Annotated in this window: 22 protein-coding genes; 3 read left to right on the forward strand and 19 right to left on the reverse strand. The window is 63.6% G+C overall.

From position 1 onward, the window contains the following. The first annotated feature begins 137 nt into the window (after positions 1-137). Positions 138-1,949, forward strand: coding sequence for an FAD-dependent oxidoreductase (locus HMPREF1023_RS02025; RefSeq protein ID WP_009304480.1), 1,812 nt, complete (start codon positions 138-140; stop codon positions 1,947-1,949). Between the two features lie 226 nt (positions 1,950-2,175). Here HMPREF1023_RS02025 and ppdK read toward each other — a convergent pair whose 3' ends face one another. The 13 genes from ppdK to HMPREF1023_RS15125 all read right to left on the reverse strand — a co-directional run bounded on the left by ppdK (position 2,176) and on the right by HMPREF1023_RS15125 (position 16,288). After that, positions 2,176-4,914: a pyruvate, phosphate dikinase gene (gene ppdK / locus HMPREF1023_RS02030; protein WP_009609124.1), complete on the reverse strand. Its 2,739-nt coding sequence runs from the start codon at positions 4,912-4,914 to the stop codon at positions 2,176-2,178. 59 nt (positions 4,915-4,973) lie between these two features. Further along, positions 4,974-5,864: a pyruvate, water dikinase regulatory protein gene (locus HMPREF1023_RS02035; RefSeq protein WP_009304482.1), complete on the reverse strand. Its 891-nt coding sequence runs from the start codon at positions 5,862-5,864 to the stop codon at positions 4,974-4,976. A 3-nt stretch (positions 5,865-5,867) separates the two neighbouring features. Next, positions 5,868-7,958, reverse strand: a complete 2,091-nt coding sequence (gene glyS, locus HMPREF1023_RS02040; RefSeq protein ID WP_009304483.1) for a glycine--tRNA ligase subunit beta — start codon at positions 7,956-7,958, stop codon at positions 5,868-5,870. Continuing rightward, the gene (locus tag HMPREF1023_RS02045; RefSeq protein WP_009304484.1) at positions 7,955-8,917 is read right to left on the reverse strand and encodes a glycine--tRNA ligase subunit alpha; all 963 of its coding nucleotides are present in this window, start codon (positions 8,915-8,917) and stop codon (positions 7,955-7,957) included. The genes glyS and HMPREF1023_RS02045 overlap by 4 nt, the downstream gene beginning before the upstream one ends. A 45-nt stretch (positions 8,918-8,962) precedes the next feature. Then, positions 8,963-9,529 (reverse strand): signal peptidase I, encoded by a 567-nt coding sequence (gene lepB, locus HMPREF1023_RS02050; protein ID WP_009304485.1) that lies wholly within the window; start codon positions 9,527-9,529, stop codon positions 8,963-8,965. A gap of 157 nt (positions 9,530-9,686) precedes the next feature. Next, complete coding sequence (gene lepB, locus HMPREF1023_RS02055) at positions 9,687-10,253, reverse strand: signal peptidase I (protein WP_009304486.1); 567 nt, start codon at positions 10,251-10,253, stop codon at positions 9,687-9,689. Continuing rightward, positions 10,250-10,972 carry a tRNA (guanosine(37)-N1)-methyltransferase TrmD gene (trmD, locus tag HMPREF1023_RS02060; RefSeq protein WP_009304487.1) on the reverse strand — a complete coding sequence of 241 codons (723 nt, stop codon included), beginning with the start codon at positions 10,970-10,972 and terminating at the stop codon, positions 10,250-10,252. Before trmD ends, lepB (HMPREF1023_RS02055) begins: the two co-directional genes overlap by 4 nt. Positions 10,973-11,012: 40 nt before the next feature. Next, positions 11,013-11,489: a ribosome maturation factor RimM gene (locus tag HMPREF1023_RS02065; protein ID WP_227100872.1), complete on the reverse strand. Its 477-nt coding sequence runs from the start codon at positions 11,487-11,489 to the stop codon at positions 11,013-11,015. A 45-nt stretch (positions 11,490-11,534) separates the two neighbouring features. Further along, positions 11,535-11,789, reverse strand: a complete 255-nt coding sequence (locus HMPREF1023_RS02070; protein ID WP_009304489.1) for a KH domain-containing protein — start codon at positions 11,787-11,789, stop codon at positions 11,535-11,537. A gap of 5 nt (positions 11,790-11,794) precedes the next feature. Then, a complete protein-coding gene (gene rpsP, locus HMPREF1023_RS02075) occupies positions 11,795-12,040 on the reverse strand; it encodes a 30S ribosomal protein S16 (protein WP_009304490.1) in 246 nt (81 codons plus the stop codon). A gap of 318 nt (positions 12,041-12,358) precedes the next feature. After that, the gene (locus HMPREF1023_RS02080) at positions 12,359-12,865 is read right to left on the reverse strand and encodes a GNAT family N-acetyltransferase (RefSeq protein WP_009304491.1); all 507 of its coding nucleotides are present in this window, start codon (positions 12,863-12,865) and stop codon (positions 12,359-12,361) included. Positions 12,866-12,945: 80 nt separating this feature from the next. Further along, positions 12,946-14,364: a signal recognition particle protein gene (ffh, locus tag HMPREF1023_RS02085; RefSeq protein WP_009304492.1), complete on the reverse strand. Its 1,419-nt coding sequence runs from the start codon at positions 14,362-14,364 to the stop codon at positions 12,946-12,948. A gap of 1,054 nt (positions 14,365-15,418) precedes the next feature. Then, positions 15,419-16,288, reverse strand: a complete 870-nt coding sequence (locus tag HMPREF1023_RS15125) for a hypothetical protein (protein ID WP_157011139.1) — start codon at positions 16,286-16,288, stop codon at positions 15,419-15,421. Positions 16,289-16,430: 142 nt separating this feature from the next. Here HMPREF1023_RS15125 and HMPREF1023_RS15875 point away from each other — a divergent pair, with 142 nt between their 5' ends. Continuing rightward, entirely contained in the window at positions 16,431-16,646 is a 216-nt protein-coding gene (locus HMPREF1023_RS15875) for a helix-turn-helix domain-containing protein (RefSeq protein WP_009304494.1), read from the forward strand. Between the two features lie 56 nt (positions 16,647-16,702). On the opposite strand, the gene HMPREF1023_RS02100 is transcribed toward HMPREF1023_RS15875, so the two are convergent. From HMPREF1023_RS02100 to HMPREF1023_RS02120, 5 genes are all read right to left on the reverse strand, one after another. Continuing rightward, complete coding sequence (locus HMPREF1023_RS02100; RefSeq protein ID WP_009304495.1) at positions 16,703-17,848, reverse strand: HipA family kinase; 1,146 nt, start codon at positions 17,846-17,848, stop codon at positions 16,703-16,705. 93 nt (positions 17,849-17,941) lie between these two features. Beyond that, entirely contained in the window at positions 17,942-18,928 is a 987-nt protein-coding gene (locus HMPREF1023_RS02105; protein ID WP_009304496.1) for an MBL fold metallo-hydrolase, read from the reverse strand. Position 18,929: 1 nt separating this feature from the next. Continuing rightward, the gene (gene ftsY / locus HMPREF1023_RS02110) at positions 18,930-19,850 is read right to left on the reverse strand and encodes a signal recognition particle-docking protein FtsY (RefSeq protein WP_009304497.1); all 921 of its coding nucleotides are present in this window, start codon (positions 19,848-19,850) and stop codon (positions 18,930-18,932) included. 53 nt (positions 19,851-19,903) lie between these two features. Next, complete coding sequence (locus HMPREF1023_RS02115; protein WP_009304498.1) at positions 19,904-20,455, reverse strand: DUF2812 domain-containing protein; 552 nt, start codon at positions 20,453-20,455, stop codon at positions 19,904-19,906. After that, positions 20,448-20,789, reverse strand: coding sequence for a PadR family transcriptional regulator (locus HMPREF1023_RS02120; RefSeq protein WP_009304499.1), 342 nt, complete (start codon positions 20,787-20,789; stop codon positions 20,448-20,450). The genes HMPREF1023_RS02115 and HMPREF1023_RS02120 overlap by 8 nt, the downstream gene beginning before the upstream one ends. 111 nt (positions 20,790-20,900) lie before the next feature. On the opposite strand from HMPREF1023_RS02120, the gene HMPREF1023_RS02125 reads away from it, so the two are divergent. Continuing rightward, on the forward strand, positions 20,901-21,254 hold the full coding sequence (locus HMPREF1023_RS02125; RefSeq protein WP_009609139.1) for a hypothetical protein: 354 nt from the start codon (positions 20,901-20,903) through the stop codon (positions 21,252-21,254). 240 nt (positions 21,255-21,494) lie between these two features. Here the strand turns inward: HMPREF1023_RS02125 and HMPREF1023_RS02130 are convergent. Next, a partial coding sequence (locus HMPREF1023_RS02130; protein WP_009304501.1) for an AAA family ATPase occupies positions 21,495-22,972 on the reverse strand: 1,478 nt, incomplete at its 5' end.

A 22,972-nucleotide genomic window follows, 5' to 3' on the forward strand; every position in this document is an offset into this window, starting at 1 on the left:
ACTCTTTTCCCAATTCCCTCAATATCGCGATTCCGAAAAAGAAGCGGTTTGCGTAGTCTTTGCCTTGCTGCCCGGCTTGAAGGCAAACCGACCGGCAGCATCTTTCGTGTTAGCTGTTGAGATGAACGGAGAGAGGGATGGATAGGCGTAGTTTCATCAAAGGCGCAGCGCTTGCTGGCGTAGGAACCGTAGGAGCGGGTTTCTTGGCGGCGTGCTCGCCGAACGGAAAAACGGACAGCGACAAGTCCGATGAGAAGAACGTATCCGACGGCAGCGCGACGGAGGGCGCAATCTCTTGGCGGACGCCGCAAGATTACTCCGCGCAAGCAAGCGAAGCCGGTGATTACGATGCGGTCGTGGTGGGCCATGGGTACGCGGGCGTAACCTCGTGCCGAGAGCTGTCCGAGCAGGGTTACCGGGTCGCCCTTCTCGAGTTCCAACCCGAAGAAACGTACATGGCAACGGGCAACGAGAGCTGTGGCGTCAACTCGAACCTTGTCAACAAGATCACCGAAGGCAACCAGTACCATGATGTCGACCCGGTCGAGTACTACCAGAATTGGATGACCATGATCGGCAACCAGGGCAACCCCGGGCTCATCATGAGGTACTGCCAGAACATGGGCGATAACATCGATTGGTACTACGACAGCCTGACCGATTCGGACATCGCCACCTTGAGCCATAGCGGATCCCCCGCAGCAGGCGAAACATGGCCGCACCTGCTGCCCAATATCGGACCCATCAAGTTCTACCCCGGCGTCATATCCGCATATGCGGAAGAGTGTAATCAGACCAAGATCCAGGGATACAACCGCGAAAAGGCGAAAGCCGCAGGAGCGGAGTTCTTCTTCAACACGCGGGGACTGCAGATCCTGCAGGACAATGGCAAGGTGTCCGGCGTCATCGCCGAGAACCGGGCCGACGGGTCGTACCTCAAGTTCAGCTGCAAGGCCGTGGTGGTGGCCACGGGCGGCTTCGCCTACAACGAGGAAATGCTCAACGACCTGATGCCCGACATCAAGAACAACATGATCGAGGGAGAAGCTTGGAAAGATGCCTTCGGCAATGAAAGGTTCGTCGGGGACGCCTCGAATTGGCAGTATCAAGGCGACGGCATCAAGATGGCTCATTGGGCGGGAGCTCATTTGGAGAGCATCATCCCCGGCATGAACGCCAAGCACATCCAAGCACCCACTTCTATGAACAACTTCCCTCAAGCTGTATGGGTCCGCTCCGATGGCAAGCGCTTCATGAACGAGTTCTACCCCGTTGTCGAGCAGCGCGGCGTGCCGAACGTGTATCTGCCCCGAGAGCCCATCTCCTGCGTGTTCGATTCGAACTTCCCCGAGTACCGCCAGTACACCGTGCCGCAACACGGCATGTTCAGCCCGACAACGTCCGCGATCGAAGAGCTAAAAACAGGCATGGACAAGGCTTATCAGAAGTTCAAGGGAACCTGGGTCGAGCCCGAATCCTCCAAGGAGGACAACCAGGCTGGAGCGATGTTCGCAGCACCGGAATTCATCGCGGACGACACGCTGGAGGGCCTGGCGAAGCAGCTCGGGCTCGAAGGCGATGCTGTCGAGACGTTCGTCGCGGAAATCGAGAAGTACAACAAGTTCTGCGAATACGGCATCGACGAGGATTTCGGTCGCTACGCGGAAGTGCTCTTCCCCGTCAAGGATGGTCCGTTCTACGCGCTCGCGGGCAATCCGGGACTTGGCGAGATCATGAGCACCTGCGGCGGAATCATCACCAACGCAGAGCAGAACGCCCTCGATGCCAACTTCGAGCCGATTCCCGGCCTGTACGTTTCCGGCAACGATTGCGGTCGTCGTTTCGGCGTGGAATACATCACCCCCACGCCCGGCGTAAGCCTCGGCATGGCCATCGTGTTGGGCCGCGAAGCGGGCAAGAGCGTTGCCAAGTACCTTGAGACGGTCTAGCTGCTCCCAACAGAGCCGGCACATCGCGCGACCTGTTTTGCAGCATACAGTTTGAAACAAGCTGTCCAAGCTTTCAAAAAGGGCTCCGTCAACAAGATGGAGCCCTTTTCGCACCCTCTCACTGAAGGTTTCGCGTCCCGTCGCACTCGCAACTCGACGCCGAACGCGAAAGGGCCCGCAGCGCGATGCTGCGGGCCCTTCGATCATGCGAGGTCTCGGACGGAGGCTACTTGTCGCGGCCGTCGCCCATCTTCTCGGCCAGGGCGGCCTGACCGGCGGCCAGACGGGCCAGCGGCACGCGGTACGGGGAGCAGCTGACGTAGTCGAGGCCGATCGTGTGGAACGTCTTCACGGAATCGGGATCGCCGCCGTGCTCGCCGCACACGCCGCAGACGAGGTCGGGGTTGCCCTTGTGGCCCAGCTCGACGCCCATCTCCACGAGCTTCGCCACGCCCGGATCGATGGTGGCGAAGGGGTTGTAGGGCAGCAGGCGCTCGGCCAGGTACTGCGGGACGAACTCGGCCTCCACGTCGTCGCGGCTGAAGCCAAACGTCGTCTGGGTCAGGTCGTTCGTGCCGAAGCTGAAGAAGTCGGCAACCGCGCCGATTTCGTCGGCCGTGACGGCAGCGCGCGGCAGCTCGATCATCGTGCCCACGGGGATGTCAAGCTCGACGCCCTGCTCGGCGGCGACTTCGGCGATAGTGTCCTCGGCGACCTTGCGCAGCTTCTCGAGCTCGGCCACCACGGACACGAGCGGGATCATGATCTCGGGCTTCGGGTTCAAGCCCTCTTTCTGCAGCTCGGCGCAGGCGGTGGCGATGGCGCGCACCTGCATGACCGGCAGGATGGGGTACACGATGCCCAGGCGGCAGCCGCGCAGGCCCAGCATCGGGTTCGCCTCGCTCATGCCGTCGATCTGCTCCATGAGCATGCGCTTCTCGGCGATGAGCGCCTTATCGCCGCCCGCGGCCTCGAGCTTGGCGATCTCCACGTCGAGCGCGCGGGGGCTCTCCAGGAACTCGTGCAGCGGCGGGTCGAGCAGGCGCACGATGACCGGCAGCCCGTCCATGGCGCGGAACATGCCCAGGAAGTCGCCCGTCTGGGCAGCCAAGAGCTCGCCCACGGCCTTCTCGCGCACGGCCGGATCCTCGTTGAGGATGAAGGTCTGGATGATCTGCTTGCGGTCGCCCAGGAACATGTGCTCGGTGCGGCACAGTCCGATGCCCTCGGCGCCGAAGCCGCGGGACAGCTCGGCGTCCTCGGGGTTGTCGGCGTTGGCGCGCACGCCCAGCGTGCGGAACTCGTCGGCCCACTCGAGGATGGTGTCGAGGTCGCCCGTCATCTCGGGCAGCACGAGCTCGACCGCGCCCAGCACCACGGAGCCGGTGGTGCCGTCGATGGAGATCATGTCGCCTTCCTTGATGACGATGTCGGTGCCCACGACGCTGGCCTGCTTCTTCTCGGCGTCGATGCGCAGCGCCTCCACGCCGCAGACGCACGGGGCGCCCATGCCGCGGGCGATGACGGCCGCGTGCGACGTCTTGCCGCCGTGCGAGGTGAGGATGCCCTCGGCGGCGATCATGCCGGCGAGGTCGTCGGGGTTCGTCTCCCAGCGCACGAGCACGCACTTGCGGCCCGCCTCGGCCACGGCCACCGCGTCGGCGGCGGAGAACACGGCTTCGCCCACGGCGGCGCCGGGGGAGGCGTTCAGGCCCTTGGCGACAACGTCGTAGGAGGCGTTCTTGTCGAACTGCGGGTGCAACAGCTGGTCGAGCTGCTCGGGATCGACGCGCATGACGGCCTCCTCCTTCGAGATGAGGCCCTCCTTCTCCATCTCGATGGCGATGTGCAGCGCGGCGGCGGCGGTACGCTTGCCCACGCGGGTCTGCAGCATCCACAGCTTGCCCTGCTCGATGGTGAACTCGATGTCGCACATGTCGCGGAAGTGGTTCTCGAGGGTGACGAACACCTCTTCGAGCTCGCGGCCGGCCTCTTCCAGACCGTCCACGTCCTTGAGCTCGGCGATCGGCGAGGTGTTGCGGATGCCGGCCACGACGTCCTCGCCCTGGGCGTTCACCAGGTAGTCGCCGTAGAACTCCTTCTCGCCGTTGGCGGGGTTGCGCGTGAACGCGACGCCCGTGGCAGAGGTGTTGCCCTTGTTGCCGAACACCATGGACTGCACGTTGACGGCGGTGCCCAGATCGTCGGCGATCTTGTTCTGCTTGCGGTACAGCGTGGCGCGCGGGTTGTTCCAGCTGCCGAAGACGGCCTCGATGGCCAGCTGCAGCTGCACGCTGGGATCCTGCGGGAACTGCACGGCACCGTCCACGACGAGGCTCGGATACGCCGCTGCATCCACGTTCTCGGCGAAGATCTGCTTGAACTCGGCCACGAGCTCCTGCAGGTCCTCGGCGGTGAGATCGGTGTCGGACGCCGCGCCGCGAGCGTGCTTCATAGCCGTGATGGCGTTCTCGAACAGGTCGCCGTCGAGGTTCATGACCACGTTGGAGAACATCTGGATGAAGCGACGGTAGGAATCCCAGGCGAAGCGCGGGTTATCGGTCTGCTTGATCAACCCGTTGATGGACTGATCGTTCAGGCCGAGGTTGAGGACGGTGTCCATCATGCCCGGCATGGACATGGGGGCGCCGGAACGCACGGACACGAGCAGCGGGTCCTCCGCATCGCCGATCTTCTTGCCCATGCGGGCTTCGAGATCCTCGCGATACTCCTGGATGGTGCCGAGCGCGCCTTCGGGCCACGCGTTGCCCGCATTGGCGTACTCCATGCAGGTCTGGCACGTGATGGTGAATCCGGGAGGCACGGGCAGCCCGATGTTGGCCATCTCGGCGAGGTTCGCGCCCTTGCCGCCGAGGATCGCCTTCATGCTGGTGTTGCCCTCAGTTACGTTGTTGCCCTGCGCGTCCTTGCCGAACGCATACACTCGCTTGACTTCTTCAGTCACCTTTTTCTCCTTAACCCGACGTACCGACTTTACCTACCTATACATTGGGAACCCTAGTCTCAGGCTGACCCTATCATATCAGCTGATGGAGGATGGGCTCGCTCATAGTAGCGCAAAATTTCCTGCGCCGTTTCCTCAACGGCACGATTTTCGGTGTGGATGACAATACAGCCCAGTTTGCGCATGAGCGCGCGGGCGTCCTCCAAGTCCCGGTACACGTATTCGGGATCGGCATAGCGCGAAGCGACGGCACTCGCGCGCCCCAAACGGCGCTGCCGAATGCCGATGAGCACCTCGGGCGTCGTCATCAATCCGAACAGCCGCGTGCGGTCGACCTGCTCGAGCTCCGCCGGAGGCTCGGTGGTGGGATCGAGGGGGATGTTCGCCACTTTGTAGCCCTGCTGCGACAGGTAGATGGACGTGGGCGTCTTCGACGAGCGCGACACGCCCAGAAGCACGATGTCGGCCTGGTGGAGCTCCTGCGGGTTGCGGCCGTCGTCGTGGGCGATGGTGAACTCGATGGCCTCGATGCGCCGGAAGTAGTACTGGTCGGCAACGTGCAGGCCGCCCGGCTTCGTGGACGGCTGCTTGCCCGTCATGTGCGCGATGGCGCCGATGGCGTCCGTCACGAGGTCGACCGCCACGATGTCATCGCGACCGCCGGCGTATTCGGCCAGTTGGCGCGAGAGGTCGCGGTCGACGAGCGTGTAGAACACGAGCATGCGCCCATCGCCGGTGTTGCGCTTGTGCACGGCGCTGTGCTCGTCGATGAACTCCTTGATCTCCTCGAACGTGCGCACCTTCGGCAGCACCTCGATGACGGGGTTCGTGACGCCGAACTGGGCGGCGGCCGCACGGGCCACCGCCTGGGCCGTCAGACCCACCGAGTCGCTGATCACGTGGATCGTGGGCAACTCGGTGGAGCTTCCGTAGGCGATGAATTCGTCCATGGGCTACTTCGCGCCCTTGGCCATCTTGCCGAAGTCGGCCACATGGGCGAACACGGCGACGAAACGGTTGAGCAGGCGCAGGCGGTTCTCGCGCAGGGCGAGGTCGTCGTCCATGATGAGCACGTCCTCGAAGAACGCGTCGATGGGCGCGCGCAGCGCCGCGAGGGCGGCGAGGGCGGCACCGAAATGATCGACAGCGAGAGCCTCCTTCACGCAAGCAGCAGCCTCGTCGGTGGCGGCCAGAAGCGCGCGCTCGGCGTCGGATAGCAGCGCTTCGTCTACCTCGACGCCCAGATCGGCGTCGCGCAGGTTGTTCGCACGGGCGTAGGCCGTGGCCAAATCGTCGAACGCTTCGGGAGCACCCAAACGCTCCGCCTCAAGCACATAAGTGCGGGCGATGATCTGCGCAGGCTCCTCCACGCCGGTTGCCAACACGGCGTCCATAGTGTCATGAGAGCAGCCGCCGTCGCGCAGCATGACCTTCGTGCGCGTCACGAAGAAGTCGGCCACCTCGGCGCGGATCGCATCGCGGTCGAAGTCGATTCCGGCATCCTGGTAGGTGCCGAGCGCCGCATCGATGGCGGCGGCCAACGACACGGGCAGGCCCGCTTCCAACATGGCCACGATGCCGATGGCGCTGCGGCGCAACGCGAACGGATCGGACGAGCCGGTGGGACCCTGGCCCACGGCGAACAGGCCGCAGACGGTGTCCAGCTTGTCGGCCATGGCCACGATCCGTCCCACGTCCGACGCGGGAGGCTCGTCGCCGGAGAAGCGCGGGCGATAATGGTCGGCGATGGCGCGGGCCACCTGGTCGCTCTCGCCGCAGGCGGCGGCGTAGTAGGAGCCCATGACGCCCTGCACGCTGGTGAACTCCACCACGGCGTTCGTCACGAGGTCGGCCTTCGCCAGGTACGCGGCGCGCTCGGCGTCGGCGGCGTCCGCCTCGCTCAGCTGCGCGTCGGCGGCCAGATGCTTCGCCAGGGCCACGATGCGGTCGGCCTTCTCCTTCATGGTGCCCAGCGTCTCCTGGAACACCACCTCGTCCAGGCGGTCGACGTACGTCTCCAGCGGATGCTTGAGATCCTCCTCGTAGAAGAACTTCGCGTCGGACAGGCGGGCGCGCACCACGCGCTCGTTGCCGCCCGTGATGGTGTCGGCGTGCGCCGGGTCGCCGTTCGACACGACGATGAAGTTGTTGGTCAGCTTGCCGTCCGCGTCGTACAGCGGGAAGTAACGCTGGTGCATGAGCATGGCGTCGACGATGATCTCCTCGGGGACGCGCAGAAACTCCTCGTCGAACGTGCCCACCAGCACCGTGGGCTGCTCGCAGAGGTTCACAACCTCCAGAAGCGTCTTCTCGGGAAGCTCGGCGCGGGCGCCCGTGCGCTGCTCGGCCTGCGCCACGCCCTCGCGGATGACCGCCTCGCGCGCCTGCTCGCTCGACACCACGTGCGCGGCCTCGACGACGCCTAGCAGATCGGCGGCCGTGGCCACCTCGTGCGGCCCGGGGGCTAGGAAGCGATGGCCGCGCGTGAGGTTGCCGGCCGTAAGGCCCGCGAACCGCACGGGGATCACGCGCTCGTCCAACAACGCCACGAGCCAGCGCACCGGCCGCGAGAAGTACTCGCTCGTAGTGCCCCAGCGGCACGACTTCGGCCACGAGGTGCCCGTGATCACGCCTTCCAGCACGCCGGGCAGCAGCTCGGCCACGTCGCGGGCGGCGATGCTCTTCGTGGCGAACACGTACTCCACGCCGTTCTCCTCGCGGCGTTCGAGCGCGTCCACGCCCACGCCCTTGCCGCGCGCGAAGCCCGTGGCGGCCTTCGTCGGGTTGCCGTCGGCGTCGAAGGCGATCTTGACGGACGGGCCGCGGAACACCTCTTCGAGCGCCTCGGTCTCGTCGGCTACATCGGCCACGATGGCGATGAGCCGGCGCGGCGTGGTGTAGACGGCCACATCGCCGTGCGGGATGCGCACCGCGTCCAGGGCCTCGGGCACCAGCTTCTCCAGCTGGAGGGTCGCGCGGTGCAGGTCGAACGCCGGAATCTCCTCGGTGCCGATCTCGAACGCAAGCGTATGCAGGCTGCTCATCGTCCGGCCTCCTTCCCTGCTTCGTCGTCCTCGGCGGGCTTGATGCCCACCACGTGCTCCATGTACGAGGCGCACACCGCCTTGGCGATGGTGCGCACGCGCAGGATGTAGGCCATGCGCTCGGTGGCCGATATCACGCCGCGCGCGTCCAGCAGGTTGAACGCGTGGCAGCACTTCAGCACGCTGTCGTAGGCCGGCAGCGGCAGGCCCGCCTCCAGCGTGCGCAGGCACTCGGCCTCGCGGTCGTTGAACTCCTGGAACAGGAAATCGGTGTCGGCCACCTCGAAGTTGTAGCGCGAGTACTGGCGCTCGTTCTCCAGGTACACGTCGCCGTAGGTGAAGTTCACGCCGTCGGCGCCGCGGCTCCACACGATGTCGAACATGCTGTCCACGCCCTGGATGTACATCGTCAGGCGCTCCAGGCCGTAGGCGATCTCCACCGGCACGGGGTTGCACTCGAAGCCGCCCACCTGCTGGAAGTAGGTGAACTGCGTCACTTCCATGCCGTCGATCCACACTTCCCAGCCCAGCCCCCAGGCGCCCAGCGTGGGGCTTTCCCAGTCGTCCTCGACGAAGCGCACGTCGTGCGCGTCCACGTCGATGCCGATGGCGCGCAACGACCCCAGGTACAGCTCCTGGATGTTGTCGGGCGAGGGCTTCATGAGCACCTGGAACTGGAAGTAGTGCTGGGTGCGGTTCGGGTTCTCGCCGTAGCGGCCGTCCGTCGGACGGCGGCTGCCCTGCACGTAGCAGGTGCGCCACGTGTCGGGGCCAAGCGAGCGCAGCGTGGTGGCCGGGGCGTTGGTGCCGGCGCCCACCTCGTTGTCGTAGGGCTGCAAGACGACGCAGCCCTGGTCCCCCCAGTATCGCTGGAGGTTCATGATGACGTCCTGGAACGTCGGAGGGAGCTGCGCTGCAGCCCCCTGCTCCGCAGCGGCGGATGCATGTTCGGTTGACATGGTTCTCCTTGTCTCGATCAAACCCGTACCCCTCGGCCGCGTGCGCTAGTCGAGTAGGCTGAAATCATTGAGCGGCCAGTACACCAAAGCGCCCCTTCCCGTCACCGAGGAGACGGGTATGGCTCCGAAGAATCGAGAATCCTGCGAATTCGTGCGGTTGTCCCCCATCATCCACAGATAGCCCTCGGGCACCGTGTAGGGATAGGAGACGTCGCTGGCCAGCGTGTAGGAGGGCAAACCGCGGGTGTACGGTTCGGACAGCGCCACGCCGTCCACGTACACGAGGCCGTCCTCGTCGTTGATGTCCACGGTCTGCCCGCCCACGGCGATGCAGCGCTTGATGAGCACGCGCCCGGGGATCTCGGGATCCTGGAACGTCACGATATCGCCCGGCTCGGGGTCGCGGAAGTAGTAGCTCACCTTCTCGGAGAACACCATGTCCCCCACCATGATGGTCTCCTCCATGGAGCCCGAGGGGATCTCGTAAGCCTGGAACACGTACGTGCGCAGCACCCACGACAGCCCGAATACGAAGGCCACCATGACCAGCAGGCTGAGGAAGGTTCTGAGTATGCCCGGGCTCTGGCGGTCGGCGTGCTGTCCGGAATCCATGTAGTCTGTCTATCCTTTCGAAGCGGGCGCTCGGCGCCCGAACAAGATCACGAGCGTATATGATAGCGCGTCGGCGCAATTCGTCCGGCGCGTTCGACAAAGTTTGCAGAAATTCCCGATCACCGGGCGAAACCCTCGCGACGCGAGAGGCGGGAGGCTATCCCAGCAGGCCCACGTCGCCCAAGGGCCAGAGCACCGCCACGCTGCGCGCCTCCGCCGACGCGACGGACACGGCGCCGAAGTAACGCGAATCTTGCGAGTTCGTTCGGTTGTCGCCCATCATCCACATCATGCCTTCGGGCACCGTGTAGGGGTAGGAGACGTCGCTGGCAAGCGTGTACGTGGGCAGGCCGTCGGTGTAGGGCTCGCGCAGCGCGACGCCGTCCACGTACACGAGGCCGTCCTCGTCGTTGATGTCCACGGTCTGCCCGCCCACGGCGATGCAGCGCTTGAGCAGCAGGCGGCCGGGGATATCGGGGTCTTCGAACATAACGATGTCGCCGGGCTCCGGGTCACGCAGGTAGTAGCTCACCTTCTCAGCAAGCACGCGGTCGCCGGTCATGATGGTCTTTTCCATCGAGCCGGTGGGAACAGCATAAGCGTGCCCCACGTACACGAACGTCAGCCACGACAGCAGCGCAACGAAGCCCGTCCAAGCGAGCAGGCCGAAGAAGCGGCGCAGGATGCCGGGCTTCTGGTACGCAGCGTGCTCTCCGGAATTCACAGGCCCAGATCCTTAAGATAGGCGCGATCGGCCGCGCTCAGATCGACGTCCTCGAGCAGATCGGGTCGCAGGCGCGCGGTGCGCTCGAGGCTCTGCTTGCGGCGCCAGTCGGCTACGGCCGCGTGGTTGCCCGACAGCAGCACCGGCGGCACGCCCATGCCGCGAAACGTCGCCGGACGCGTGTACTGGGGATATTCCAACAAGCCGTCGGCGAAGCTCTCGCCCAGGGCGCCCGTCTCGGCGCCCAGCACGCCGGGCAGCTTGCGCACGGCGGCGTCGATGACCACCATGGAGGCCAGCTCCCCGCTGGTCAGAACGTAGTCGCCCAGCGAGATCACGCGATCGGCCAGCGCGTAGGCGCGCTCGTCGATGCCTTCGTAGTGGCCGCACACGAACAGCAGGCGCTCCTCGCGCGACAGCTCGCATGCCACGGCGTCCGTGAACGGCTCACCGCACGGCGACAGGAACACGGTGGTCGGGCGCGGGCCCGCGCCCGCGATGTCGTCGTAGGCCTCGAAGATGGGCTCGCACTTCATCACCAGGCCGTCGCCGCCCCCGTACGGGTCGTCGTCGGTGGTGCGGTGGCGATCGTGGGTCCAGTCGCGCAGATCGTGCGCCTTGAACTCGAGGATGCCCTTCTCCTGGGCGATGCGCATCATGGAGGAGCCCATGACGGAGGCGTACATGTCGGGGAACGTCGACAACGTTTCGATGATCACGGGCGGGTCCTTTCGGGCGCGGGGGCGAGGGCGCGGCCCGCTACAGGTCCAGCAGGCCGTCCGGCAAGTCGACGTCGATGCGGCGCGCGTCCTCGTCCAAACCGACGACCAGCGCGTCCACAAGCGGCACGAGCACGCGCCTGCCCCCGTCGGCGGGCGCGACGCTCAGCAGGAACTGCCCGGGATTCTCCACCACCGACTCCACGACGCCCACGAAGCCCGCGCGCGCGTCGTGCACTTCAAAGCCTTCCAAGCCGTCGGCCTCGGCGGCCAGCGCGCTTTCGGGCAGATCGGCGCGGCGTACGAGGCAGCTGCACCCCACCAACAACTCGGCGATGTCGATGGAGTCGACGCCTTCGAACGTCACGAGGAAGGCGTCTCTGCCCGCGTCCTGCACGGACAGCACGCGCGCACGGCGCGGCGCATCGTGCCGAGGCGGCACGAAGGCCACCTCCATGCCCTCTTCCAGCAAAAAAGGAAGACCCGGCGCGCAGCGCGCGACGAGCCCTCCTGTCAAGGTCTTCGTTTTAGATAGCTCGGCAACGTTCGCCCACGTACGCATTTAGTCGAGAAGCTCCACTTCGACATGGGTGTTCGTACGCGATGCAGCGGCACGCGCCAACGTGCGGATGGCCTTGATGACCCGCCCCTGGCGACCGATGACCTTGCCGGCATCTTCTTCGTTCACGCGAACTTCGACGAGAATAGAACCGTCCTCGGCATCGCTCGACGTGATCTCCAGATCGTCGGGAAACTCGACGAGCGGGCGCACGACGGACTCGACGAGACCGACGATGTCTTCCGTCTGCTCGGCCATGATGCTTACGCGTTCTCGCGAGCGCGCTTCAGCAGGCTGGCAACCGTATCGGTCGGCTGGGCGCCGTTCTTGATCCACTGGTCGACCTTCTCCAGGTCGAACTGCACCATGGCAGGCTCGGTGCAGGGGTTGTAGCGACCCACTTCCTCGATGAACTTGCCGTCGCGCGGGCAGCGGGAATCGGCAACGACGATGCGGTAGTACGGGCGCTTCTTGGCGCCGTGACGGGCCAGGCGAATTTTGACTGCCATGAAGATGAACTCCTTTTGCTTCTTACATTCGATTCGATGCGTGCAGCGCGTATGCGGTGCAGCGAAAACAGCAATTGCTTATGATACGGCGTAATCTGCTGTTTGACAAGCGATTACCAAGCAGAATTGTAACGCGCCGGACTTACGAGCGCATCCCCGACCTCCCGCATCCTCGAAAATCCCACGTTTGGCGGGCAGCGAGGCATGCAACGCATGCATCTTCGCTCCGAAAACACGCTCCACGCGCTGAGGCGTGTTTTCGGAGCGAAGATGCGCATGCGGCGACAAGGCGCGCTCGGACCGGGCGCGTGGCTAACCTCAGCTGGGAAGCGCCGCGCCGAAGCAATCCTTGTAATAGATGTGCATGTCCTCGAAATTGCCCAGTATGCTGCAGAAGCCGCCGGGTATGGTGCCCACGCGCGTGAATCCGAGGTCCTCGTACAGGTGGATGGCGGCCTCGTTCGAAGCCACCACGGCGTTGAACTGCAAGCCGCGGAAGCCCTTGCGGGCGGCCTGCGCAAGCGAGTCCTTCACGAGCTCGCGGCCCAGCCCCAAGCCGCGCGCGCTGGACGCCACGGCGTAGCTGGCGTTGGCCACGTGCACGCAGCGCCCCACGTTGTTCGGATGCAGGATGTACAGGCCGAACAGCTTGTCGTCGATCGCAGCCACCGTGGTCAGCGTCTGCTCGGCGAAGAACGCGCGCGCCGTCTCCATGGTGAGGGGCTCGACTTGCGGGAACGCCTCCCCCGCCTCCACTACTTCGTTCCATACCTTGATCATGCCCGCGAGATCCTCCTCGCGGTACGGCCGTATCTCCAACGCCATATGCGCCTCCTTTCGTTGCGTGTGCGCGAGAAGAACCCTTGCGGAACCTCGCGCCCGATCGATCCTACGAGGACGAACCGCTACTCGCCCAGCATGTCCTGGAGCTTCTTGAGGTCGGCCATGTTCATGCCGCCCATGCCGCCGGGCAGTCCCATGCGGCGCCTGCGGCCTTTCTTCCCCTTCTTCCCCTTCTTGCCGCCCTGCATCTCCTCCACGGCAGGCATCATCTTCTTCATCATCTTCTTCGTCTCGTTGAACTTCTTCATGAGCTGGTTCACGTCCGAGACGCTCACGCCTGCACCGGCCGCGATGCGCGCGCGGCGCGAGCCGTTCAACAGCTCGGGCTTCTCGCGCTCGGCCTTCGACATGGAGTTGATGATGACCTCCATGTGGTCGAACGCATTCTCGTCCACCTGGCCGGCGGCCATGGCCTTGTCGCCGCCCGGCAAGGCCGACAGCAGCTTCGACACGCCGCCCATCTTGCGGATCTGTCGGTTCATATCGATGAAGTCGTTGAGCGTGAGGTTCGCGCGCATCATGCGCTCGGCTTGCTCCTGCTCCACTTCCTCCTGCTGCACCTTGACGGCGCTCTCGATGAGGCTGACCACGTCGCCCATCCCCAGGATGCGCTTCGCCATGCGGTCGGGGTGGAACTCTTCGAGCGAGTCCGGCTTCTCGCCGGACGAGATGAACTTGATAGGCTTGCCGGTGACCTGCTTGATGGAAAGCGCGCCGCCGCCGCGGGCGTCGCCGTCCATCTTCGACATGATGACGCCGTCGAAGTCGACGCGCTGGGAGAACGCGCTGGCCACGTTCACCACGTCCTGGCCGGTCATGGCGTCCACCACCATGAGGATCTGGTCGGGCTTCACGGCGCGCTTGATGTTCTCGGCCTCGTCCATCATCTCGTCGTCCACGTGCAGACGGCCCGCCGTGTCCACGATGACCACGTCGCGCAGGTTGTCGATGGCGTCCTGGATGCCCTCCTGCGCGATCTTCACCGGATCCTGGCCGTCGCCGCGGTACACGCGCACGCCGATCTCGCCGCCGAGGGTTTCCAGCTGGTCGGCCGCGGCGGGGCGGTACACGTCGCAGGCCACGAGCAGGGGCGAATGGTTCTCCTGCTTCAGGCGGTAGGCCAGCTTCGCGGCAGCCGTCGTCTTGCCGGAGCCCTGCAGGCCTACCAGCATGATGACGTTGGGGATGCGGCTGCTCAGGACGAGCTTGCTGTCGGTGCGGCCCAACAGCTCGGTCAGCTCGTCGAGCACGATCTTGATGACGTTCTGCGCCGGCGTGAGCGAATCGAGCACCTCGGCGTCGAGGCAGCGCTCCTTCGTGCGGGCGACGAACGACTTCACCACCTTGAAGTTGACGTCCGCTTCCAGAAGCGCCATGCGGATCTCGCGCATGGCGTCGTTGATATCGTCCTCGGTCAGGCGACCCTTGCCGCGCAGACCGCTGAATATGCCCTGCAGGCGCGTCGATAGGTTCTCGAGCATGGTAGATGACTCCTCGTCGTATGCGTCGATTGAGCGTAATGCATGGAATTATACGCCAGCAAGACCCGCCGAGCCACAAACACACAAGCAATCCGAGCGCTCGTCAGAACCATCCGCCGCGGAGGCATCCGTTGCGGAATACTTTTTCAAACAGGAAACAATAAAGTATTCCGCATTCGGAATACTTTATTGCCATCGAGCAAACCAACGCGTTCGGACGGTTATAAGCTCTTCATCGGAATCACCCTGGAAATCGCAAGATCGAAAGGATGGAGCTCGTTTTCTTCTTCGTACTCAAACGTAACGCACGATCCGTTTTCGTATTCCATGCGTTCCAGATTTCCTCTTGCATCGTACCCAAAAGAAATGCTTCCGCAGAACGTATCACCATAGTACTCGTCGCAAAATGTCACCTGTCCACGACCGTCAGAGCAAACGCGCGCGAACCCTTCGACAGAACGCAGCGGAAGGAAAATGACGACAGGCTCTCATTTCTGCCCCACCGTTTTAACATACATGAGCTTTCCTGCGAATAATCAAGAATACTATCGACGCGGCAATACCTGCCGGTATCGCGAACATCGGCAAGCACATGATCAAACTCGAGAATATCATAGGGACAATATCAGCATCACTCGTATGCCCTTCGGCAGTCCAATAGCCAGCACAATAGACGATGCTTGAAACGACTGCGGTCGGACAGAAACAAGATATGAAAAGGTCTGAAAAGCTTCTGCTCGTCTTACAACATAAAGTCAAGGCAGTCGCAGCAATCACAAGGGTCAGCAAACCACTCCCTAACACGAAAGCCATAGCGACCTTCTCAGCTTCTTCTATGCTGTAGGACATGAAATACGCGGGCAAAAGCGCAGGAACGCCTATCATAAAGACTATGGACAACACTGCCAACAAGCATCCCGCAGCAAAGCTACCCGAACCTCGATCGACATCCCTTTCGAAAAAGTAAAAGATCTTCAAAGCCGTTCCTCTATTCATTTTTCAGATGCACTTTCACAAGAGCGTTGGATACGAAAAACTTATGCGGTAGCGCATTCTACGTCAATTGGCCAAACATCGTCTGTCCTGCACGCGACAGAATCGAAGCCATTGTTGAAGGATTTTCTACTTTTTGGTATTCATACTCAAAAGAGTAAGCTGAAGCATATGCATTAGCTATCGAAATGGATTTGAGATTTCCGTAGTCATCATAAGCGAAAGCGCGCTCCTCAATCACTCCAAGACCTTCTTGAGATACAGAAACAGCGACCAATCTACCAGACTCATCGTATTCGCATGACTTCGAGTAGCTATCATCTTCGTAGTTGCCGCTCACGCCGATAAGAAACCCGGTTTCGTCATAACACGACGATCTCGCATAGCTTTCCCCATTTTCCGTTTTCGATTCGCTTGATATTTCCGCCAAACCACCTTCTGGACTATACGAGTAGCGATCCACGCCAGAAGCACGAGTAACTTTATCGGAGCCAAAGCTCACTTCAGATTCCCACTCAGCACTTAATAGTCGCCCTTCGCCGTCCGGAGTGCATTGGAACCTCGTCGAAGTTACGACGGTACCTGCAGTTTCGTCTGACAACTTCTTCTCAACGATTCGTCCGACTGGAAAACCCCTCTCATCGAACTCCGACTCGACGACCACGATATCGGAGCCGCTGTCCTGGTTGCGATAAACCGCTCGGATAACATTTCCTCTATCGTCGAGTTCCATGGTTGCTATATTCTGAACCACGTTGACCGCACTACCATCATGAATTGTAGCGTGAGCATCGATGCTTTTTAACACGAACGCAGGTTGCAAATTAGCATCTTCTTGCTCTTCATCACCTGCATCATGGACTCCGTTGCCCGAACATCCGAACAAGCAAAGTACAGCGATCAAGCTAAAAGCAGTCGTTAGACCCCTCATCGTTTTCACTCCGCCCCTCCTTAACAAAGCGCAACTGCTTTCCACTAGTCGCTCTAATCGAATTAATCCGAGCCTTGTACACTTCCTTTGATGACTTGTTATAGCAAGTCATCAAAGGAAGTGTAGCACATACTCTGAAACCATGAAAAGCGACGGCCGTAGAATAATACTGGGCAAGACAATAAAGATGCTGCGCGAGGAGCAACACCTTTCCCAACGTCGTTTCGCTCTTATGGTGGGTACGAACCAAACTCACTTATGGCAAATCGAGTGCGGCCAGGTGAGCGTCGGGATCGATCTCTTGTGCAGGATTGCCGATGGACTCGATATCAAGGTCAAAGATCTCATAGATTTCTAAAAACCAGCTTTGCAGACAGCCGATTCAACCACGCCATAATCTTCAGGAACGCAAGATCAGGACAGTCCCAACAACGCTTCCAACCGCAAGCGGATGTAGCCGTTCAAAAGCTCCGTATACCGCTCGTCGAGCGGGAAGTCGGAGTGCGGAGCAAACTCGAAGCCGCGCAGCGTCGCGAGACGATCGCGCAGGTCGTCCGTCATCACGCGTTTCGCCTGATAATCCAGCAGCACGTTCGACGGGCTCTTGTACCACGCGGCTGATCGATCCAGGTCGGAAGCCGTCAAACCCGCGTCGATGTCGCGGATGAACAGCGACAGGTTGTTGTCGAAGATGGGCGCAGCGGAAACGAGCGAGCGCGTCCGGTTGTCGAACAGGAATCCGAAGTTCCCAAGATGACGATCGTCGTTGGCGATCAGCGCGTCGAAGACCGTCATTTCCGAGAAACGCTCGAACGCCTCCGTCCCCTGTTCGACGTAGACCGCCGCCACCTCGTCGAACGACAGCGTGCCGAACATGCTGGAGAACGTCGCGAAGCCGGTGTCGCGACTCGTGAACAAGGGGCTGGCGCTGCACAACTCGCCATGCCATCGCGCCAGATCGTAGGACGCATGGGAAAAGCCCAGGGCTTCGGCCAGCTGCGCCGCATAGTACTCGGCATGGGGCTCGAGCCCGTTCGAGTTGGGAGCGCCGGCCTTGTACAGATAGCGCTCGCCGTCGACGACGCGCCAGGCTTTCGGAAACTGGCCGCTCGTGGTCAGCTCGCCCGACAGTCCCTCCGGCACCCTCGACGTGTCGATCACGCCCGAGAACGCCGCCGTGGCGACGAGCTCGTCGAACGGATTCTCGTACAGGTTCTTCTCCGCGAACATCGCCTTCGACCCGTCGGGAACGACCCAATACGCATCGTTGAGCGAAAGGCCGTTGCACGCGTCGAGCATCTGCATCGCGTCGTCGAACCGTATGCCGTACTGGCGCACGATACGGGAGGCGAACGTCCGGTTCTTCGAAAGGGTGCGCGATTCGATCCACCGCTCGAACGAAGCCGCGTCGCCCGTCACGCGAAACGGCAGCAGCCCGCGCTCCGACTCGTCGCATTCCGCGCTCGCGCAACGCACGGCGCCGCTCGCGTCGCGCACCAAGGTGAACGACGCGAGGTCGTCGTCGTAGAGCTTCAGCAGGTATGTCCGCGTTTCCTCCATGCGCTCATTCTACCATCGCGCCGCGAAGCGCGTTCGGAACGCTTTTCCAACGTACGGCGCCGAAAGGCGTCTCGCGCTCGGATACGCCGCCCTTTAGAAATACCGATTGATCCCCGATTCGTCCTTCTCGCGGCGGATGGCGCCGCTGCCGACCAGGTGGTTGAGGATGACGACGCCCTCGGTGACGATGCACCAGCGCTGCACAAAGGATATCTCCTCCCAGGTGGGATACGGGACGTTCCACTTGATGGCGCGGATGACCTCCTCGCCGGCCAGCCCCGGCCGGTCGCGCACGATGCCGCACGTCTCCTCCAGGCGCTCCAGGTGGTGATCGCGCAGCCAGCCGATGCGCTCGTCGAAATCGTCGCGCGGCTCGCCGTGCGCGACGAACAGTTTCTCGCAGCGCAGCGCCCGCACCTTGTCCAGGCTGTCGAGGTAGGCCTGCAACCCGTCCGCTCCGTCGGGGAACAGCGCGATGCTGGGCGATATGACGAACAGCACGTGGTCGCCGCCGAACAGGATGCGCGATTCGGGCTCGTAGAGCGCCAAGTGCCCGGGCGTGTGTCCGGGCGTCTCCACCACGCGAAACCGGTAGCGCCCCACCTCGATGGCATCGCCGTCGCACGACGCCACGAGCTCCAGTCGCGAGGCGTCGAACAGGCGCGGCTCCACGGCGTAGCGCGCGTACCCCGACGCGTCGGACGGCGGCACGCCCTCGGCCGTGAACGCGCGCCGCGCCGCATCATAGGATGAAGCCGCGCGCGACGCGCGCACCGACTCGAAGTCCACGGGGCTCACGTACAGCTTCGCGCCGGGCAGCGCCAAGCGGTCGACCAGCCCCGCATGGTCGAGATGCAGGTGCGTGAGGAAGAAGCGCATCCGCGTGCGGTCGACATCGAGCTCGGTCAACGCAGCATCGAGGATAGCGAAGCCCTCGTCCGACGGCGCTCCGGTGTCGATGACGAGCGTCTCGTCGCCGTCCTTCACGATGTAACAGTTCGTGTCGTTCGTGGAGATGTTCTGAAACGGCACGCGCACCTCGAGCACGTCGGGGTCATGATGGACCTGGACGAACGCCATGCTACGCCCGCTCGTCGAACTCGCCTACGAGCGCGCGGGCGAAATCGTGCGCGTCGAAGTCGCGCAGGTCGTCCAATCCCTCGCCCACGCCGATCTTGAGCACGGGAAGCCCCAGTTCGTGGGACACGGCCAGCGCGATGCCGCCCTTGGCGGTGCCGTCGAGCTTCGTGACGATGACGCCGTCCAAATCGAGCGCGCGGTCGAACTCGCGCGCCTGAGAAAGGCCGTTCTGGCCGGTGGTGGCATCGGTGACCAGCACGGTGTACACAGGCAGCTGCGAACGCTTGCGCACCACGTTCACCACTTTCTCCAGCTCGCGCATGAGGTCGGCCGACGTGTGAAGGCGCCCCGCCGTGTCGATGAGCACGAGGTCGGCGCCGCGGCTCTCGGCGCGCTCGATGGTGTCGTAGCACACGCTGGCCGGATCGCTGCCGCGCTCGCGGGTGACCACCTCGACGTTCGCGCGCTCCGCCCACACCTCCAGCTGCTCGATGGCCGCCGCGCGGAACGTGTCGGCGCTGCCGAGGATGACCGTGCGGCCTGCATCGGTCGCCTCCTTCGCCAGCTTGCCCACCGTGGTGGTCTTGCCGGTACCGTTGATGCCCACGAACAGCACGAGCGCGGGCTGACCGCCCAGCACGTCCTCGCCGCCTTCCGTGAACGTGGAGGCGATCTGGTCGTTCAGCAGGTCGAGCACGGCGTAGGCGTCGGGCAGCGCCTTGCGCGTGGCCTGATCGCGCAGACCCTCCACGATCTCGGCGGCCGCGGCGCCCCCGACGTCGGCCAGGATGAGCGTCTCCTCGAGGCCGTCCCAGAACTCCTCGTCGAGATCGGGGCCGCGGTCGAGCAGGACGTTCATCTGCTCCTTGAACTTGTCGCGCGAGCGGGTAAGCCCCTCGCTGATCCTATCGAAAAATCCCATGTCGGGCTCCTTTCTTGGTCGCCTGAACAGTGTATCCCAAATAGGGCCGCGCGTCAGCGGCGCGGATCCTCCTCCTGCTCCCTGCGCATCTTGCGCAACGAGCGCGTATAGCCGACGAAGGGGAAGAACGAGAACACGAACCCGGCGGCGAACACCGCGCAGGCCGCGAGGCACGCCCACGACCCCGGCACGTTGCCTTGGGCGGAGAGCCGCGCCTGCAACGCGAAGAGCAGCGCCGCCGCCAGCGCGCAGACGAGCGCCGCCCAGCCCAAGCCCGCCCGGCTCGCGCCGATCGTCTCGGCCTGCGCGTCGTCGTCGGTGTACAGCGGGACGGCGCCGGCCTCGGCGCGCACGATCTGCCACGACGACCCCAGCGCCACGCTCTGCCAGCCGCCGATGCGGTACAGCTCCTGCGCCTCCGCCGAGAAGTCGCGCTGGAAGTCCACCGCGTAGTCGTAAGCATGGGGCTCGCCCGCCTCGAAGCGGTACAGGATCCCGCACGAGAACCCGCTCAGATGCCATCCCCGCGCGCTCATGTCCGCGAGCATCGCCATGTCGTGCTCCGGCATAATGGCCAACCCGCCGCACAACCGGTATCTAGCCATGGTTCTCCTCGCCCGCCTCTCCCAGCTGCGCCTCCGCGAAGGCGACCAGCCGCTTGCGCCGAACGAAATCGCGCTCGAGCACCGCGCGCCCCTCGTCGGTGGCCGCGTACAGGATGCGGCTCTCGTCCTCGGCGATCTCGACGATCCACCCCGCCGCCTTGAGCTTCTTGAGCGTCGTGTACATGGTGGCCGGCCCGATCTTCACCGCGCCGTCCGTGGACTCCTCGACGCCCTGCATGATCCGGTAGCCGTGCACCGGCTCGAGCGTAGCCAGCAGGATCAGGAAGATGCTGTCGGACAGCTCCCCCGTCTCGTACGGGCTCTTCTTCGCCATTTCGTTCCTCTCGTATATCCATGATGGATACTATGCTACAATGAGCCTGCTTGCAAGCGAACAATCTTCGATCTTCCCACTATACTCTATCTGGAAATGGAGCGTCCCATCATGGCTGAAGAGCGTTTGGAAGCGTCGGCTGCAAGCGAGCAGGCAGCAGGAAATTTCGCATCAGGAGAAAGCTCCCCTTGGGGCAAGGAGCGCGGCAACCGGGCGTTCCGGATCATCACGCTGATCGCCCTGCCCCTTCTGTGGATCGGGTTCTTCCACTCCCTTTTCACGGGCAACGAGGGCAACATGTCCAGCTATTCGCTCGTGATACTCATGTTCTCGCTGTTGAACGCGGACGTGCTGATCAAAGGCGAGAAGCTGTCTAACAAGGTGCTCGACGTGCTAGCGAAGACCAACTGCGTGCTGCTGTTCCTCTGGGCAGCCGCCACCATCGTCCACGTGCTAGTGAAGTAGCGATCCGCAACCGGAGGATGAGACACTTACCCCGCCCCTCCGTCTCATCCTCATCTCCTCCTCTCGCAGCCAGAAGCTCGAAACGTCACCGGTTCGGAACGCGTTCTACATGAAGGAAGGCCGGCGGGCGTGCCGCGCGCAGTTCCGCACGAGCCGAAACGCCCAGCGGGCGTTTCGTGCGAGCTCAGGACTGTTTGAGCACGGCATGCCCGCCGGCCTTCGCAACACGCAGGTCAAAAGCTATTCCGCGTGCCGCAGCGCGTTCTCGAGCTTCTGGCTGACTACCTTCGTCACGCCGTCCGCCTGCATGGACACGCCGAACAGCATATCGGCCATCTCCATGGTGCGCCGCTGGTGCGTGATCATGATGAGCTGCGTGGTGTCGCGAAGCGTGTCGAGGTACATCGTGAGACGGCGCAGGTTCGAGTCGTCGAGCGCGGCCTCCACCTCGTCGAGGATGTAGAACGGCGTCGTGCGGATGCGGTACACCGCGAACAGGAGCGCGAGCGCCGTGAGCGACTTCTCGCCGCCCGACATGAGCATCATCTTCGTGATGCGCTTGCCGCGAGGCTGCGCCGTCACCTCCACGCCCGTATTCTCCAAATCGTCGGGATCCACGAGCGTGAGCTCGGCCGAACCGCCCGGGAACAGCACGGCGAATATCTCGCTGAAGTTCTTGTTCACCGCGTCGAAGGTGCGTACGAAGTCGTCCTTCATGCGCGCGTCGATGACGCGGACGATCTTGGCGAGCGAGCGGCGCGCGCCGTCCAGGTCCGAAAGCTGCGCAGCCAGGTAGTCGTAGCGCGTCTTGAGCTGCTCGTACTCCTCGGCGGCGTCCGGGTTGATGGTGCCCATGTTCGCGATGCGGCGTCGCAGCTTGAACGCCGCGTCCTCGGTGGCGCCGCGATCCTCCAGCTCCGGCGTCTCGAGCGCGCGGTCGAGCGGAACCTTGCAGTCGTGGACGATGGCGTTCACCGCCGCGTCCACCTGCACCTCCAAGCGTCCCTTGTCCACGCGCGCGGCGGACAGGCGCGCGTTGGCGTCGTCGAAGGCGTCGTGGGCGGCTCGCGCTCGGGCGCGCGCCTCGTTCACGGCGTTGTGCAGGCCCGTCGAGGAATCCTGCGCAGCGGTGGCCGCCTCCTCGAGGTCGCGCGTCCAGCGACGGGCGCTGGCCACGAGCTCTTCGAACAGCGCGAGCAAGGGCTCGATGCGCCGCTGCGCCACCTGCTTCTTCACAAGGCTCTCGCGCGCCTCGGCGTCGCTCGATGCCACGGCCTCCAAATCGCGCGTGCGCGCGTCCACCACGCGGCTCGTGTACGTCTGCCGCTCGGAAAGCGTGGCGGCCTTGAGCTTGGCTTCGGACAGCGCGTCGCGCAGGCGCGCGGCCTCCTTGCGAAGCGGCACCACCGCCTCCTGCGCTTCCTCGTAGCGCGCGGCTGCCGACTCCAGCTCCTGCTTGAGAGCGGCCAGCTTCTGCCCGAGCGCCTCCACCGAGGGACGCGCTTGGGCCACGGTGCGCTCGGCCTCGCCGCGCTGGCGCTCGATGTCCTCGAACTCGCGGCGCACGGCCGCCAGCTTCTCTTCGGCGCGACGCGCCTCGGCGCGAGCCGAATCGGTCTTGCCGCGCAGCTCGGCCAGCTCCTGCGACAGGCGCAGGCTCTCGCCTTGCGCTGCGCGCAGAGCCTCCTCGGCTGCCGCCGCACGCTCCTCCGCGCTCG

Source organism: Eggerthella sp. 1_3_56FAA (assembly GCF_000185625.1).
Taxonomy (GTDB): domain Bacteria; phylum Actinomycetota; class Coriobacteriia; order Coriobacteriales; family Eggerthellaceae; genus Eggerthella; species Eggerthella lenta.

Bases quoted from the DNA above. Each gene is read 5' to 3' on its own strand.
- HMPREF1023_RS15875 (WP_009304494.1), top strand. From the start codon at position 16,431: ATGAAAAGCGACGGCCGTAGAATAATACTGGGCAAGACAATAAAGATG.
- HMPREF1023_RS02100 (WP_009304495.1), bottom strand. From the start codon at position 17,848: ATGGAGGAAACGCGGACATACCTGCTGAAGCTCTACGACGACGACCTC.
- ffh (WP_009304492.1), bottom strand. From the start codon at position 14,364: ATGCTCGAGAACCTATCGACGCGCCTGCAGGGCATATTCAGCGGTCTG.
- ftsY (WP_009304497.1), bottom strand. From the start codon at position 19,850: ATGGGATTTTTCGATAGGATCAGCGAGGGGCTTACCCGCTCGCGCGAC.
- HMPREF1023_RS02120 (WP_009304499.1), bottom strand. From the start codon at position 20,789: ATGGCGAAGAAGAGCCCGTACGAGACGGGGGAGCTGTCCGACAGCATC.
- HMPREF1023_RS02115 (WP_009304498.1), bottom strand. From the start codon at position 20,455: ATGGCTAGATACCGGTTGTGCGGCGGGTTGGCCATTATGCCGGAGCAC.
- HMPREF1023_RS15125 (WP_157011139.1), bottom strand. From the start codon at position 16,288: ATGAGGGGTCTAACGACTGCTTTTAGCTTGATCGCTGTACTTTGCTTG.
- HMPREF1023_RS02105 (WP_009304496.1), bottom strand. From the start codon at position 18,928: ATGGCGTTCGTCCAGGTCCATCATGACCCCGACGTGCTCGAGGTGCGC.
- HMPREF1023_RS02035 (WP_009304482.1), bottom strand. From the start codon at position 5,864: ATGGACGAATTCATCGCCTACGGAAGCTCCACCGAGTTGCCCACGATC.
- HMPREF1023_RS02045 (WP_009304484.1), bottom strand. From the start codon at position 8,917: ATGTCAACCGAACATGCATCCGCCGCTGCGGAGCAGGGGGCTGCAGCG.
- rpsP (WP_009304490.1), bottom strand. From the start codon at position 12,040: ATGGCAGTCAAAATTCGCCTGGCCCGTCACGGCGCCAAGAAGCGCCCG.
- HMPREF1023_RS02125 (WP_009609139.1), top strand. From the start codon at position 20,901: ATGGCTGAAGAGCGTTTGGAAGCGTCGGCTGCAAGCGAGCAGGCAGCA.
- HMPREF1023_RS02025 (WP_009304480.1), top strand. From the start codon at position 138: ATGGATAGGCGTAGTTTCATCAAAGGCGCAGCGCTTGCTGGCGTAGGA.
- HMPREF1023_RS02080 (WP_009304491.1), bottom strand. From the start codon at position 12,865: ATGGCGTTGGAGATACGGCCGTACCGCGAGGAGGATCTCGCGGGCATG.
- HMPREF1023_RS02070 (WP_009304489.1), bottom strand. From the start codon at position 11,789: ATGGCCGAGCAGACGGAAGACATCGTCGGTCTCGTCGAGTCCGTCGTG.
- glyS (WP_009304483.1), bottom strand. From the start codon at position 7,958: ATGAGCAGCCTGCATACGCTTGCGTTCGAGATCGGCACCGAGGAGATT.
- lepB (WP_009304485.1), bottom strand. From the start codon at position 9,529: ATGGATTCCGGACAGCACGCCGACCGCCAGAGCCCGGGCATACTCAGA.